Genomic DNA, 15,368 nt, shown 5'->3' on the forward strand with positions numbered 1-15,368 from the left:
GTTAGTAGTGGCGAGCGAACGCGGACCAGCCGAGCCTGATGAGTGAGAAGAACATGTTGGGAAACATGGCCATAGCGGGTGACAGCCCCGTATTCTAAGCTCTGAGGGACGTATTAAGTAGGGCGGGACACGTGAAATCCTGTTCGAAGACCGGAGGACCACCTCCGAAGGCTAAGTACTCCTTACTGACCGATAGCGAACCAGTACCGTGAGGGAAAGGTGAAAAGCACCCCGGCGAGGGGAGTGAAACAGTACCTGAAACCGAACGCCTACAATCAGTTGGAGGCCCCTTGAGGGCTGACAGCGTACCTTTTGTATAATGGGTCATCGACTTGGTCTTACGAGCAAGCTTAAGCCGTTAGGCGGAGGCGCAGCGAAAGCGAGTTTTAATAGGGCGCATGAGTTCGTGGGATCAGACCCGAAACCGAGTGATCTAGGCATGGCCAGGTTGAAGGTGCGGTAACACGCACTGGAGGACCGAACCCACATCCGTTGAAAAGGATCGGGATGAGCTGTGCCTAGGGGTGAAAGGCCAATCAAACTCGGAGATAGCTGGTTCTCTGCGAAATCTATTTAGGTAGAGCGTCATCCGAATACCCCGGGGGGTAGAGCACTGGATGGGTAATGGGGCCCCACAGGCTTACTGATCCTAACCAAACTCCGAATACCCGGGAGTACTAGATGGCAGACACACGGCGGATGCTAACGTCCGTCGTGGAGAGGGAAACAACCCTGACCTCCGGCTAAGGCCCCCAATTCATGGCTAAGTGGGAAAGCAGGTGGGATGTCCAAAACAACCAGGAGGTTGGCTTAGAAGCAGCCATCCTTTAAAGATAGCGTAACAGCTCACTGGTCTAAATAAGACGTCCTGCGGCGAAGATGTAACGGGGCTCAAGCCATGAGCCGAAGCCGAGGATGCACATAGTGCATGGTAGCAGAGCGTAGTGTGACATAGTTCCATGCGTCTTTAGCCTTCTTCGGAAGGTGTTGGACGCAAGGAGCTTTCGATGAAGCCGGGGCGTGAGCCATCCGGTGGAGAGATCACTAGCGAGAATGATGACATGAGTAGCGACAAAGAGTGTGAGAGACACTCTCGCCGAAAGTCCAAGGGTTCCTGCTTAAAGCTAATCTGAGCAGGGTAAGCCGGCCCCTAAGCCGAGGCCGAAAGGCGTAGGCGATGGGAACCAGGTTAATATTCCTGGGCCAGGAGGATGTGACGGATCATGAAGGTTGTCCGCCCTTATCGGATTGGGCGGGCCGCTGATTGGTCCCTGGAAATAGCCCTCCATCAGACCGTACCCTAAACCGACACAGGTGGACTGGTAGAGAATACCAAGGCGCTTGAGAGAACGATGTTGAAGGAACTCGGCAAAATACCTCCGTAAGTTCGCGAGAAGGAGGCCCGGGTTCAAGGCAACTTGGATCCGGGGGCACAAACCAGGGGGTGGCGACTGTTTATTAAAAACACAGGGCTCTGCGAAGCCGTAAGGCGACGTATAGGGTCTGACGCCTGCCCGGTGCCTGAAGGTTAAAAGGAGGGGTGAGAGCTCCGAATTGAAGCCCAGGTAAACGGCGGCCGTAACTATAACGGTCCTAAGGTAGCGAAATTCCTTGTCGGGTAAGTTCCGACCTGCACGAATGGCGTAACGACTTCCCCGCTGTCTCCAACATCGACTCAGCGAAATTGAATTGCCTGTCAAGATGCAGGCTTCCCGCGGTTAGACGGAAAGACCCCGTGCACCTTTACTACAGCTTCGCACTGGCATCAGGATTGTGATGTGCAGGATAGGTGGTAGGCATCGAAGCAGGAACGCAAGTTCCTGTGGAGCCTCCCTTGAGATACCACCCTTCGCACTCTTGATGTCTAACCGCGGTCCGTTATCCGGATCCGGGACCCTGCGTGGCGGGTAGTTTGACTGGGGCGGTCGCCTCCTAAAGAGTAACGGAGGCGCGCGAAGGTTGGCTCAGAGCGGTCGGAAATCGCTCGTTGAGTGCAATGGCAGAAGCCAGCCTGACTGCGAGACTGACAAGTCGAGCAGAGACGAAAGTCGGCCATAGTGATCCGGTGGTCCCGCGTGGAAGGGCCATCGCTCAACGGATAAAAGGTACGCCGGGGATAACAGGCTGATACTGCCCAAGAGTCCATATCGACGGCAGTGTTTGGCACCTCGATGTCGGCTCATCTCATCCTGGGGCTGGAGCAGGTCCCAAGGGTACGGCTGTTCGCCGTTTAAAGAGGTACGTGAGCTGGGTTTAGAACGTCGTGAGACAGTTCGGTCCCTATCTGCCGTGGGTGTAGGATACTTGAGAGGAGTTGCCCCTAGTACGAGAGGACCGGGGTGAACGATCCACTGGTGGACCTGTTGTTGCGCCAGCAGCAGTGCAGGGTAGCTATGATCGGACAGGATAACCGCTGAAGGCATCTAAGCGGGAAGCCCCCCTCAAAACAAGGTATCCCTGAGGGCCGTGGAAGACCACCACGCCGATAGGCCGGAGGTGTAAGCGCAGCAATGCGTTCAGCTGACCGGTACTAATCGCCCGATAGGCTTGATTTGATCCAGTAACAGACAGTGTTACGGACACAGAAAGCAAACACATCCCTAACAAACACTTGGACAACGTTGATTGCAGCCGGACGCATTTGGATATGTCATGTGACATAACTCGGGTGCGGCAACGCAGGTTTGCTCCGCAAACCCGCTGTCTGCCGCTAACCAAGAAAATCCAATCGCCTCCGGCGCTTGGATTTTTCTTGGTTTGGTGGCCACAGCACAAGTGAAACACCCGGTCCCATCCCGAACCCGGAAGTTAAGCACTGTCGCGCCGATGGTACTTGGGCTAAAGCCCTGGGAGAGTAGGTCACCGCCAAACCTAGTAAAATCCAAAAAATCTCTCGAAAACGATAAAAACACCGTCCTCAAGCAGCGTTCCACGCGGCAGGACAAACAAAAGTCCTCAAGTAGCCCTCCGGGCGGTAGGACATCATACCTGTCGCGGGATGGAGCAGCCAGGTAGCTCGTCAGGCTCATAACCTGAAGGTCGCAGGTTCAAATCCTGCTCCCGCAACCAACACAATTTCCTCAGAAATATCAAAGGCTTCGGATCTACCATCCGGGGCCTTCTCCGTGTTCGGACCCTCCGCTCCGGCCGCAAGACGCAGCAGCCCGGCCAGATCCCCCTCCATGGTCAGATCCAGGCCAGGGCCCTCCGCCGCGGGCGTCAGCACAATCCGCTCCACCAATGCGCGCTGTGCCTCCTTGGCCTCTTCCATGCCTGCGGCGGAACCAAGGCCCTTGATCAGCCGCCTGACCCGCTCCCGGTAGGCTTCCGCCATCGACGGGTGAAACACCACCGTGTCCGGGGCAGGGGTATGCTCCAGCTCCCGTTCCAGCTGCTGGCGCCGCGTGTCGAGCTCGATCATCCGGTCTTTCACCTGGTCTGCGGGAATGCCCGCAATGATCGCATCCACCAGCTTCTGGTGGTCGCGTTTTGCACGGGCGAGCGCCTGTTCCTTTTCCTTGCGGTTCCCGGCGGCTGCGGCCTTCAGCCGGTTGCGCTCGGCAGTGTACCATATCCACTTTGTCGTGGCCGTTTGGACCGAGAAACCATCCGCCAACCGCGGGCATCAGATCCTGCTGCAGGCATCTGAGAACCCGCTCATCAAAAGCTATGAGCATGCCCAGAATCTTGCCGGAGAGGCCTTCGAGACAATCGGGATCACCCGGGGGGAGCGCCGTGCCGAGGCCCGGCGCCAGGCGCGGGCAGAGGGAAAACCTCTGCCCGAGCGGCGGCAGCATGTGCCGCCATCAAAGTGGCGTGCCGAGGAGCGCCTCAAGGCGCAAGCGGAGAAGAAGCGCATCCTGGGCGATGCTCTGGATGAGGCAAAGGCGGCCGTTGAAAACGGCCGGGACCTGGCCAAGGCCACGGTCAAAAAGTCGCGCAAGCGAGCGGTGAAAGAGGCGCGGGCCCGCAAACAGCGGGCCGCGCGGGAAACTGCAAAGATGATCCGCCGCCGCGATGCGACGGAGGCAGAGGCTGTGCAGAAGGAAAAAGCGGCTGACGCCGCGAATGCTCTGAAAAAGAAAATTGTGGCTGAGGTCGGTGCATTGGAGCCGAGGGTTAAGGGGTATGAGGCAAGGGCGGAAGAAGCTGCAGAAAAGTACCGGGACGAAACGGCAGCGCGGAAGGCCGAAGAGGAAAAACGCGCGCGGATTATCCAAGAAAGGCAACAGGCCGAGCAGGTGCTGAACGCCGCGAAGGCGGAGAAATCTGATCTGGCCGCTCAGCTGCTGCAGATGGTTCAGCACCGCGGCCAGGAAGAGAAAGCAGTTGCTGAGGCCCGGGCTGCCCGGCTGGCTGAGGAGACGAGGCTGCAGGAGGCAGAAGAAAAGGTCCGGCTGAAAGCAGCGGAGGCGGAGGTCATCACGGATGCGATTGAAAGCGGATTGAATCTGGTTGCTGATGGGGCGATCTACTGGCGGGAGGCGTCTGCAGATCAGCAGGCAGGCCTGGCTTGGGGCGCGACAGCTCCGAAGACCAAGGGCGTGAGGGAGGGAAAGCTGAAAGAAATCCGTCCAGCAATGGGAATGGTCACGCGCATTGCTCAACTGGTGGCCCGGACCGTGAAACGCGTCCTCGCCAAGGAGCGGCAAAAGCTGAAGCATGACGCGGATTATGTTCGCGGCCTGCGCGAGAAATGGGAGCCGGAAGATGAAGCGCGGCTGACGAGGATCTCGCATAGGGAGCCAGGAAACGGGCCACTGTAGCAAGGGGCGGAATGCGGACCTTCTCTGCAAGAGCTAGATCTTGTGGGGTCATCTGTTGAAGCTGACATTCCAACGTTCATTTGGGCCAGCTGATTTCTGCACAGCCGCAAGGCGGCAACGAAGCCATCTCGGATCTCGGAGCGTGTCGAAGCAACTGGCACGAAGGGCAGAAAACCGGCTTCAGCCCGTTTGCCCGCCGGATGCGATAGAGCAGGAGCAGCTGAAAGCCTTCCGGGATTGGATTGTCGATGAGGCCGGTTTACAAGCATTCTCAGCGGGTGAATATGAACAGTGACCCCTTGGCTCCAAGCAACCAAACGATGCCCTCAGCTTGCCCCTGCAGCGCAATCTGACGCGACCAAGTTCTTTATCTGACCCATCGTTTTGAGATTGCGGTGTCTACCCTTCAAGTTGACCCGGATTGCTTTCCCGTCGCTGTATAATTCACATCCTCTTTTGCCCGGTGATTTACCCAATCGGCAAACAGTGTGGCCACAGGGCGACCGTCCGAGTTTACCTCCATCCGGTAGCCCCGGTTGGAGCGGACAGAATGCGTTCCCACTTGAACAAGCCGCCCTTGTTCCAGGAACTTGCCGATAAAGGGCAGAAAACCGATCGCAATGCCCCTCCTATAGGCAGCAGCTTCCAGAACCATATGCGGCTCTTCTAGGATTTCGCCGCGTTCTGCAAAATCTGCGGGGGCGCCGATTGTCGAAAGCCAATGACGCCAGGTTGAGCGGTCGCGGTAGTGGATGGGCGGCAGTACTTCCTCCCAGAAGTTTCCGCTTGTCGGAACTCCAGGCGCGGCAACCGGGATGGCGTTAGTATCAAACAGCAGTGTCGCTCCCGCTGCGGGCCTATCCAGTTCGGCCCAGATGATCGAGACATCGGCCAGGCCGAAATCCGGCTGTCCGATCATATGGATCAAATCTACCCGCAGACCGGGATGCTGTGCTTCGAACGCGCCGATCCGGGGCATGAGCCATTGCGAGGACAGATAGGGCCCGACCGAGACCCGCAGCACCTCCTGGGCTGTCAATTTCCCCGTGATCTCTTTGAGCTCGTTCCAGATCACTGCTGTGGCCCGTGCCAGTTCGGCACCATCCTGGGTGAGCCGGACTTCCCGCACGCGGCGCTCGAACAGCCGTTTCCCGAGTGTGTTTTCCAGCGCGGCAATGCGGTGGCTGACGGCCGACGGCGTCACGTTCAGTGCCTGGGCCGCCCGGGAAAAGCTCAGGCTTTCCGCAGCATGGTGAAAATAGACGAGGGCACCCAGATAGGAGGGGTCTTTGGGGTCGGGCAGCATGTGCGCTCCATATTTGAGCTTAGCTCAACCATCATGTGTTGAATTGGAATTTGTCAAATGTATTCGCTGGCGGCCTAGTTGCGGACAGGAAACCCGCGAGGAACAGTTCATGCTATCAGCACGCCACCGTATCAGCTCAGCTTCTGCAGAGACCGGTCTTCTGACCGTTGTCTTTGAGGACGGCCACGAAAGCCGGTTTCATCCCATCTGGCTGCGTCATCAATGCTGGTGCCCCGTCTGCGGAACGCCTGAGACCGGCGTGCGCGGCATCCGCCTGCACCATATAGATGAAGACATCCCGATCGAGAGCGCGGAAGTGGCGGACAATAGCGTTCAGGTCCTCTGGCCGGACGGGCACCGGTCGGAATACGCGGCGCGCTGGCTGCGCAATCACTGTTACTCTGAGGCTGAGCGTGTCCGCAGGCGTGTGCAGCCGATCCTTTGGGACGGATCCATCAGCGCGGATATTCCGGTTGGGTCTCTGGCTGAAGCTGAGGCTGACCCTGCGGCGCGTTTGAAAATCCTCGAAACAGTGCGGGATTACGGCTTCTGCAAGATCGTGGATGCGCCAACCGACCGGTCAGAAAGCCAGCGGATGATCCAATTGGCGGGCGCGCAGCGGCAGACGCACTACGGTACTTACACGCTGAAAAAGAAGACAACTGTGACCAATGTGGGAGACACCACCGGCCCGCTGGATCCGCATGTGGATGAACCCTACCGCTATGCCGCCATAGGCATCACCGTGTTCCAGGTTCTGCGGCCCAGCTCGAACGGCGGGGCCTCGACGCTGGTGGACGGGTTCGAAGCCGTTCGCCGCCTGAAGGCGCAATGGCCTGAGGAGTTCGAGCTGCTGTGCAACACGCCTGTGACCTGCCAGCGCTTTGACCCTGGCGACAACAGCCATGGCAATATGCGCTGGTACAAGTCCCGCCTGCCGCTCATCCGGCTGGACGGCCGGGGCGAGGTCTGCGGGGTGCGGATGAACGAGAGGCAGATCTCGCCATTGGATGTGCCTGCCGATCAGGTTGTTCCGGTCTACCGCGCGCTGAAACGGCTGTTTGACTTGCTGTACAGTGACGAACTTCGCCTGACACTGGATCTGAAGGCAGGCGAAGGGCTGCTGTTCGACAATCAGCGGTTGCTGCACGGGCGGACGGGGTTCACACCCGAAACGCCTCCCCGTGCCGTTCTCACGTCTTCGGTCGACTTGGACGATTTCCACTCCAGCATGCGCCTGCTGCAGCGCGACCTGGACCCGGACGCCATGCATCTGGTGCTGCCGCAGGGAATGGCCGGATGAGCGCTCCGTTCAAAGTTCTGGCGCTCGGCGGCGACCATATCGGGCCGGAGGTGACGGCCAGCGCGCTAAAAGTGCTGCGCCGGGCTGCGGATCTCTTTGGTGTGGCGGTTGAGATCGAGGAGGACCTTCTCGGCGGCGCGTCCTGGGACATGCATGGCACCTTCTGCACCGATGCGGTGGCCGCCAAGGCCCGCGCGGCGGATGCCATTCTGGTTGGTGCCGTGGGCGGGCCGGAATGGGACAACATCAAGATCGACGGGCCGGTCACGGAAACCGACGGGCTTACCCGGCTTCGGATCGAGCTGGATGTCTACAACGCCCTGCGTCCGGCGCGTGCATGGCGGGCGCTCCTGCCAGCGACACCCTACCGGCGCGAGGTCGTGGAAGGGGCTGACCTGCTGGTGGTGAGGGAAAACTCGGGTGGCATTTACTACGGCGAACCCCGGGGGCGCGAGGTGCTGAACGATGGTCAGATCCGGGCCTTTGAAATCAGCGAATACCGCTCGGCAGAGATTGAGCGCATCGCCCGCTGCGCTTTTGAGGCGGCACGCGGGCGGCGCGGGCACGTCACCTCGCTGGACAAGTCGAACGTGATGGAGAGCGGCAAACTCTGGCGGGAAACGGTCGAGCGGATCGGGCGCGACGAATACCCCGATATCGAACTCAGCCACCTGCTGATGGATTACGCACTGTTTGCAGTGGCACGCGCCCCGCGGGAATTTGATGTGCTGCTGGGTGACAATCTCTTTGGGGATCTCATCTCGGACCTGATCGCTGTGGTCTCGGGGTCCCTGGGCATGCTTCCTTCGGCAACCCTGCCCGCGGCCGCAAAGTCTGGGCGCCCCGTGAAGGGCGGGCTCTACGAGCCGACCCATGGCAGCGCACCGGATATCTCAGGACAGGGCATCGCCAACCCGCTGGGCGCAATCCTGTCAGTTTCAATGATGTTCGAGCATGGCTTTGGAAAGCCTCATGCCGCACGAGCCATTGAACAGGCCGTGGATGACGCATTGACTGCAGGTTTGCTGCCTCCGGACCTGGGTGGGGCTGCTGATACCGCCGCTGTCACGCAATCTGTATTGAATAGTCTAGGGTTGAACACATAATGATAGGGAAGACCCAATTGGACGTCTTCACCGGCCCTGGGACAGGCTGATCCCGTCCAATCTGTGAGTTATCCTCGGTGAAGTTTAGTTTTATGACCATGCTGTCTTAGGAGGGCTCGCTTTCTTCCACCCAGTGAAGGGGAGCAATGCCGCACCCAGCACCAACGACCGCTTCCGGGTGGCTGAAAGAAAGCTGTGAATGTCTGGCAAGGGCCGCACTGTCGGCGGCCCTTTGCAACTAGATTTCAATGGCTTCAGAGATTGCCAAGGCATCTTCGAGCTCAACTCCGAGATACCTAACTGTGCTGTCCATCTTGGTGTGTCCAAGCAGAAGCTGGACAGCACGCAGATTGCCGGTTTTGCGATAGATATACGCAACTTTGGTTCGCCTCATTGAATGTGTTCCGTATGAAGTCGGATCCAGACCGATGGACTTGACCCATTCGCGGACCAGACGTGCGTACTGGCGCGTCGAAATATGCAGCCGTTCGTGAAACCGCCCTGGCCAGAGGTATTCGGACCCGATCATAAGGGGTTCCTTCATCCATCGCATAATCGAGTTGCGCGTTCCGTCAGTGATCTCAAACCTGACCGGCCGCCGGGTTTTGCTCTGAATGATTGAGGCGCGTTCTTTGACCTGACCAGAGGCGAACACATCTGCGACTTTCAGCTTCACGAGGTCGCAACCGCGTAATTTGCTGTCTATAGCTAGATTGAAGAGAGCTAGCTCGCGATGGTTCTCCGCGATTTCCAATCGTACCCGGATGGCCCAAACATGTTTCGGCATCAGCGGACGTTTCTGTCCAACAACCCGTCCCTTGTTCCAAGCAGGGCGGCAGGCGCGTATGGCTGGTAGATTTGCGATAGTCATGGCGGTTCCTCCAATCCGCCACGATCCGCCGCATCGCCAATCCGACATTGGCAGCTCAGGGTAACACGATAAAGGCCGATCCTTTCATGGTTACAAAGAGCCCATTGCTGCCGTTGGCTGCCGGGCACACCCTCGCATGTTTGATTAAACCGGTTCAGCGAAGCGGACATCTGTGTCGCACGCAGCATTCGGTACTGTGGGGCTCGGTCTGATCGCCCGCTGCGTAGAGAACAGACGGGCGCTTCGCATCCTGAAACGGGCGTGTCATCCTCTGCAAATGTGACCGCTGGCTGGCCGCTCCCCAAACCCATTGACCGCGTCAGCTCAAGGGCAGACGTTAAGCATGGTGGCGGATTTACCGGACAGCGCGGTCTGATCGCGCCGATTGTGCCGACCGGAGGTCCGAAGATCCGGCAGGAGGTATCGAATGACGAGAAGGCACGAACTCGACTGGCTCCGGATTATTCTCTTTGCATTGCTGGTTCCGCACCATGCCGCCGTTGGCTTTGTTGACTGGGGGATAGGCATCTACCACTTCGTGAACGACCGGCTGGCGGGCGACGGGTTGACCCTGTTTATCTATTGGAGCCACAGCTGGCGTCTTCCGTCGCTCTTCATGATTGCCGGTGTCGGCACCTGGTTTCTGACCTTGAGGGGCGTAGGGCCAGGCTTCATGAGCCGGAGATTCCTGCGGCTCGGGGCGCCTCTCCTTTTCGGCACCTTCTTCATCAATGTCTTCGGCGGCTATGCCATCGCGGCCTTGACGGGAGAGACTGAGGCTTTTCCTTCCTTCTGGTGGAGCTGGGCGACGGAACCGGAGCTGCAGCAGGTTCAGCACCTTTGGTTCCTGATCAACCTCACACTCTACACGGTGCTGTGCTGGCCAGTCTTCCTCGTTCGGCGGCGCCTTGGGCCGCGGGTGCCGCGGCCAGTTGCATTGCTGACGATCCTGGTCCTTCTGTCGGCGGCGGCCGTTGCTGTCCTTAAGCCCTATGCAGCCGCCCTGGCAGGAGACAATTATCAGTTTGTCCTCTACCTCCTGTTCTTCCTGGGCGGCTATCTGATCGGCGCCGATCATGTCCGTTTTCTGGACTGGGCGTGCGGGCATGCCTGGTGGCTTCTGGCTTGCGCGGTCTTGCTTTTCGGAAGCAAGGCCGCGCTGCTCGCAATCACGCTGCTAGAGGATCCCGCAGCGGGCCAGACGCTTGCGGCTGGGGGCTGGCTCTCTGCGGGCTTAACCCCACCGAACACGACTGCCTTTTCGGTAATCGAGGCGGCAACAGCCTGGTGCTGGTGTGTAGCAGCCCTGGGCCTGGCTGCACGGTATCTCAGCAGATCAAGTCCGCTGCTGCGCGAGTTAAACCGCGCAGTGTTTCCCTTTTATGTGCTGCACTTTCCGCTGACCTTGGTTGGACTGGCGGTTGCGGCTCAGTTTTCGGCGCCCTGGTGGTTTGAATTCATGCTCCTCGTTGCCTTTGTCTATTTCGGGACCTGGTTTCTTTGGACGCTAGCAGACCAATGCGGGCCAGTTTCTTTCCTAGTCGGCGGCAGAAGACCTGGCCGGGCGCCGCCTCCGGCATGATGCGGGATGACGGGACAAGGACCAATAACGGCAGCTCCATACTGTGGTGCGGTTCTTCGGCCTTCGAAAAATGCCGCAGGAAACACGAGCGGCGGAAAAGCGGAAGCTGCACTGCAGCCCTCTCCAGCCTCACGGTGGCAACAAGGTGTGCTTTACCGGATTCAGCAAAGTCCGGTTCTTGCCCAAAGCAAACGTGTGGGGCTGTCCAAGCTGAATATGCGGCGAAAGGCGGCTCCGTCCCGCCACGGAGGCATTGGTTGGTTTGAAATGCTGCACCTGATTGCGAATGGCCGCTCTGGGGAAGCTGCGCTGGAGCTACGGGACCCCCGATCAAGGGCTGCTTTGGGCCGTTGTTCCAACATGGCGCCGATCCTGTGATGCATCCGAGGTCGGCTCGGGGCCCTGTTGACGTTTTTTGCAGAGTCGCAAATGTCGGCTTGGGTGTTAAGGTTCCTAACTGAAATTCAGTAGAGCCTTGTTGGGCCAGGCAGGCACGGCCTGCCTGCCCCCGTGGAGGCGTGCATCGCGCGGCGTAAGGGCTCCTCCAAACCCAGCCGCGGGCGCCCGCCCGGTATTGCAGGTCAGCCGCTCTTCTGGCTGCGCAGGGCACGGAAGTCGCTGCGGGTCAGCTCGCCATTGCCGTCCGCGTCTACGCGGGTGAAGAACTGCTCGGCGACAGACCGGAATTCCGCCTTGGAGATGCTGCCGTTGCCGTCAGCATCGGTGATGGAGAAGGGATCGGCATTGCCTGTGCGCTTGGCGCCGCCGCCGCGTTTGCGCTGGCTATTCAGTGCCTCCAGCATCGCTGTGTGCTCACCCTTGTCCAGGCTGCCGTTGCCGTCGGTGTCGGCACTGTCGAACTTGGCCACCCGGGCCTCCACCGCCTCGGAGACGGTCACCTTGCCGTCGCCGTTCAGGTCCATCGCCTTGAGGCGGCCTCCGCCGGCGTAAGCAGGCAGGGCAATGGCGGTCACCATGGTTGTGATGAGGATTTGCGTCTTCATGGTCAGGTCCTTTGTTCAAATCTCTGCGACGGTATGTCCCTTCTGAAACGGGGCAGTTGCGGTTTTCCGGCGCAAAAATCCGGCGCGGCTCGCAGATGCGTCATCAACTTTCACAAGCTGTTGATATCAAGGTCTGAAACCGCCGCGCCTGCCGTAATCAGGCCGCCTGTGTCCGACCCCTTGGGCGGGAATGGAGGCGCAGCGCTGCCTGCAGGGCGGCACTCTGCCGGATAGCCAGTTTTGCCCGGAGGAGGAGAGATGGGGGAAATGAGCTTTGCCGGAGGTGTCTACTCCACCCTGCCGGCCCGCAGCTATACAGATGAAGCGCTCTTTGCGGAGGAGAAGGTGAAGATCTTCCGCCGTTGCTGGCAGCTGATCGGCCATGCCAAGGACATTCCAAATTCTGGCGATTACGTGGTGGAGGATGTTTCCGGCACCTCGGTTATCGTGATGCGCGGTCAGGACGGGGAGATCCGGGCCTTCTACAATGTCTGCATCCACCGCGGTCATGAGTTGCTGGAGGGCAAGGGCTGTGCGAAGAAGATGACCTGCCCGTACCACGCCTGGACCTATGACACCACGGGGCAGCTGCGCGCGGTCCCCAATGCCGCGAACTTCCCCGGTTTCGACAAGTCGCAGCACCGCCTGCGCCAGGTGCGGGTCGAGGTCTTTTTCGGCCTAGTGCTGGTCAACTTGGATGCAGATGCCATGCCCTTTGCTGAACTGGCGGCTGAGGCCATTCCCGAGATCCAGGATTATGCGCCGAACCTAGAGAGCTACCAACGCGCGGCACGGACTGAACGGCTGGCCGCGGCCAACTGGAAGGTGGTCGCCGAGAATTTCAACGAGTGCTACCATTGCGCGGTGGTGCATAAGACGCTGACCACCGGGGTGGTGGATCCAGACCAATACCGCACCCGCGGCTGTGATTACGGCATCCGGCATGTTTCGCCCGCGAGGCCCGACGGGAAGAAGAGCTATTCCTATGTGGCCGATCCGGAGGCGAAGACCGATAAATTCTTGACTTGGTGGTTCTTTCCGCTGCTGGCGCTGCAGGTCTACCCGGGCGGCATCGTGAATACCTACCGCTGGAAGCCTCTGGCTGTGAACCGGACCAAGATCGAGGTCGACTGGTGGCTGCCACAGCCTGAGCCGAACGCAGTTGAAGAGGAGATCATCCTGCAGCACCGCACCACCACCTTTGCCGAGGACGGGCCGATCGTGGACTCGGTGCAGCGGGGACTGGAGTCCGGCGGGTTCGATACCGGTCCTCTGGTAGTGGATGCCATCTGCTCCTCTCAGTCGGAGCATCCGATCATGGCTTTTCTAGAGCACTACCAGCAGGCTTTGGTACGGTGACGTATAGAGCGGGTCTGTCGGCCACGGGCACACTGACCACTTTTTTAGCGGCGAGACCGCGACTTATCCAAAGGCTGTCCGTGTTAAGCCAACTTAGTTGGGCCAAAGGGCGGTTTGAGGATGGAACTGCGACCAGGCTAACCAGAATGCTTGATGGCTTGTTAGGTCGGAACCGTCTGTATCAACGGCCTTCACGCCTCCGGCATCCAGCTGCAGAAGGACGTTTTCATGGGAAATCCTGCAGCCGCGCTTCAGCGCGGCTATCGCCTTGCTGCGCTGAAAGGCGACCGCCGGAGGCGCCGTGTCTCGTGCCTTCCGGTTCTAGAGGAGAAGACCCGGCTCCTGTGATGTGGTCATTGCAGGTAGAGGAGCAAGGGCATCGTCCGGCCTTGCTTTCAGATCATCGTCGGGGGCCATGGCGCGGCCGGATTGCCCACGCCCTAAGATCAGCCACCGCCTTAACTGTCGCCAAGAGGGCTAATGCACAGAGCACGGTTTTTGACACCGTCTCCATTGTTCCTTCGATCAGCATGGCATGGACCACGCTCCCTATGACCGTAATTGTTACGAGAGCCGTATGGCCGCGGCGCCACGTGCGCAATCTCTGGCGGAAACGTGCCCGATAGGCGGCCAGCAGCGCAGCGCCGAATACCGCCCACATCGCAATTACGCCCCAGGCGGAAAACGGCGTTGGCGACGCGAAAAGAAGCGCGTCGACCACGTCCGGCGGACTGGTGACCCAAAGGCCTGCCACGTGAGCCACAACCGCCACGATCAAAACGCCACCGGTCCAGCGATGCACGCGTCGCCCACGCCGTGACTGCAATCCCGGCAAGTAGCCGGCGGCTAGCAAGGGTTGTACGAGTAAGAGCGCCATAGCGATCACACCAGCAAATCCTGCCGCGATGTAAACTGGCTGGCGCCATGCCTGCAGCGGGCTCATCGCAGCAGCGGCGATTGGAACTACAACGGTGGCGGTGAGGGCAGCCCATACCAAAGCCTTTCGGGCCGGGCTCATAATCATAGCACCCACTACAGCTATGCAGGCTGCAGGACGAAATGCGCGCTTAGGGTGGTATCTTTGGCACTCCGCATTACCGGACGCAGGAAGACGGTTTCAAAGTCACTGCTATCGTAGGCGAGGTGGCCATGCGGCTGGCCGAAAGCGGGGACGATCTGCGGCATCTCGAGGCGGAATTCCCCGTTTGCATCCGTGAGCGTGGCACCATGGCTCCTCTGGTCACGCTCGTGCCCTTCGGTCGTATGCGCCCAGATCTGGATGCGCTGCCCCGCAAGCGGGGCGCCATCGCCTGCACGCCGAACCGTGCCCGTCATCCAAAATCCACCGCCGCCAATCCTGTCCACGATCGGAGCGCCGGGGCGATAGTTGTTGGCACCCCCGCGCATTGAAGGCGTCGGTGCAAGGCCCTTTGCGCGGGCGGGAACAAGGAAGCCGGAGGCTCCCATCGCCACGGCAGCACTTCCTGCGGCGAGGAGGGAACGACGGGTGAATGGGACGGTAAGCATGAATAGGTCTCCCAACGAACGTTCGGATGCCCGGCTGGTCACACGGGACTGGTCCCGAACCGTTCAAATTATAGCAAGTTTGCAGAAAATTCCGAGTTCCGGCGGCCGGACGGCGCATCGAACCCCGCTCAATGTTTTGTGATCCCGTGGCTGGGACCTGTTGGCCGCCGCAGTGTTTTCGCCCTCTGGCCCTTCACCGATCCGCGCTTGAGGCGGCTCGGGCTCGTTCCGACTGTTCTCTATATGTTACGTGAATGGCCAGTCTGGGGCGCCGCGATGCAGTTCGGCTCAGTCGCTCACCGACCGCATTGGGCTGTCCCTGCCTGGCAAGGCCTCCTATCTGCCGCGACTTTGCAAAGGTCGCTACATGTGCAGAGCTACCGTACCGGGTAGCCCAGGCGGCGAAGGGCGGGAAGGTCCCGCGGCACAGTCCTTCTTTTCCTGAAATGCTGCAAGACGCACGAATGGCGGGAATGCGAGAGCTGCACCGCAGCATTATCCGACCGGACGAATGTCTTGTGTGGGCCGATTCCGGAGAAATGCG

At 59.6% G+C, this 15,368-nt stretch carries 10 protein-coding genes, 1 tRNA gene and 2 rRNA genes (1 of these 13 only partly in view); 8 read left to right on the forward strand and 5 right to left on the reverse strand.

Annotation, left to right across the window (positions count from 1 at the left end):
- The 4 genes from ACXAEK_RS10315 to ACXAEK_RS10330 all read left to right on the forward strand — a co-directional run.
- Window positions 1–2,555 (forward strand): 23S ribosomal RNA (locus ACXAEK_RS10315); it begins 275 nt to the left of the window's first position.
- Between the two features lie 201 nt (window positions 2,556–2,756).
- Window positions 2,757–2,871: ribosomal RNA gene (gene rrf, locus ACXAEK_RS10320) — 5S ribosomal RNA — on the forward strand.
- A gap of 121 nt (window positions 2,872–2,992) precedes the next feature.
- Window positions 2,993–3,069: transfer RNA gene (locus tag ACXAEK_RS10325), tRNA-Met, on the forward strand.
- 386 nt (window positions 3,070–3,455) lie between these two features.
- Window positions 3,456–4,766: a hypothetical protein gene (locus ACXAEK_RS10330; protein WP_475041696.1), complete on the forward strand. Its 1,311-nt coding sequence runs from the start codon at window positions 3,456–3,458 to the stop codon at window positions 4,764–4,766.
- A gap of 406 nt (window positions 4,767–5,172) precedes the next feature.
- On the opposite strand, the gene ACXAEK_RS10335 is transcribed toward ACXAEK_RS10330, so the two are convergent.
- A complete protein-coding gene (locus ACXAEK_RS10335; RefSeq protein ID WP_475041698.1) occupies window positions 5,173–6,072 on the reverse strand; it encodes a LysR family transcriptional regulator in 900 nt (299 codons plus the stop codon).
- A gap of 109 nt (window positions 6,073–6,181) precedes the next feature.
- Here ACXAEK_RS10335 and ACXAEK_RS10340 point away from each other — a divergent pair, with 109 nt between their 5' ends.
- Together ACXAEK_RS10340 and leuB are read left to right on the forward strand one after the other, a co-directional pair.
- On the forward strand, window positions 6,182–7,375 hold the full coding sequence (locus tag ACXAEK_RS10340) for a TauD/TfdA family dioxygenase (protein ID WP_475041699.1): 1,194 nt from the start codon (window positions 6,182–6,184) through the stop codon (window positions 7,373–7,375).
- The gene (leuB, locus tag ACXAEK_RS10345) at window positions 7,372–8,481 is read left to right on the forward strand and encodes a 3-isopropylmalate dehydrogenase (RefSeq protein ID WP_475041700.1); all 1,110 of its coding nucleotides are present in this window, start codon (window positions 7,372–7,374) and stop codon (window positions 8,479–8,481) included. Before ACXAEK_RS10340 ends, leuB begins: the two co-directional genes overlap by 4 nt.
- A gap of 238 nt (window positions 8,482–8,719) precedes the next feature.
- Here leuB and ACXAEK_RS10350 read toward each other — a convergent pair whose 3' ends face one another.
- Window positions 8,720–9,352 carry a tyrosine-type recombinase/integrase gene (locus ACXAEK_RS10350; RefSeq protein ID WP_475041702.1) on the reverse strand — a complete coding sequence of 211 codons (633 nt, stop codon included), beginning with the start codon at window positions 9,350–9,352 and terminating at the stop codon, window positions 8,720–8,722.
- A gap of 427 nt (window positions 9,353–9,779) precedes the next feature.
- On the opposite strand from ACXAEK_RS10350, the gene ACXAEK_RS10355 reads away from it, so the two are divergent.
- Window positions 9,780–10,934: an acyltransferase family protein gene (locus ACXAEK_RS10355; RefSeq protein WP_475041704.1), complete on the forward strand. Its 1,155-nt coding sequence runs from the start codon at window positions 9,780–9,782 to the stop codon at window positions 10,932–10,934.
- 581 nt (window positions 10,935–11,515) lie between these two features.
- On the opposite strand, the gene ACXAEK_RS10360 is transcribed toward ACXAEK_RS10355, so the two are convergent.
- Complete coding sequence (locus ACXAEK_RS10360) at window positions 11,516–11,938, reverse strand: EF-hand domain-containing protein (protein ID WP_475041705.1); 423 nt, start codon at window positions 11,936–11,938, stop codon at window positions 11,516–11,518.
- Between the two features lie 267 nt (window positions 11,939–12,205).
- Here ACXAEK_RS10360 and ACXAEK_RS10365 point away from each other — a divergent pair, with 267 nt between their 5' ends.
- On the forward strand, window positions 12,206–13,297 hold the full coding sequence (locus ACXAEK_RS10365) for an aromatic ring-hydroxylating oxygenase subunit alpha (RefSeq protein ID WP_475041706.1): 1,092 nt from the start codon (window positions 12,206–12,208) through the stop codon (window positions 13,295–13,297).
- Window positions 13,298–13,697: 400 nt separating this feature from the next.
- Here ACXAEK_RS10365 and ACXAEK_RS10370 read toward each other — a convergent pair whose 3' ends face one another.
- Window positions 13,698–14,315 carry a ferric reductase-like transmembrane domain-containing protein gene (locus ACXAEK_RS10370; protein WP_475045245.1) on the reverse strand — a complete coding sequence of 206 codons (618 nt, stop codon included), beginning with the start codon at window positions 14,313–14,315 and terminating at the stop codon, window positions 13,698–13,700.
- A gap of 20 nt (window positions 14,316–14,335) precedes the next feature.
- The gene (locus ACXAEK_RS10375) at window positions 14,336–14,824 is read right to left on the reverse strand and encodes a twin-arginine translocation pathway signal (protein ID WP_475041708.1); all 489 of its coding nucleotides are present in this window, start codon (window positions 14,822–14,824) and stop codon (window positions 14,336–14,338) included.
- Window positions 14,825–15,368 lie beyond the last annotated feature (544 nt).

The sequence above is a fragment of the Leisingera sp. ABM4_101 genome (genome assembly GCF_056158725.1).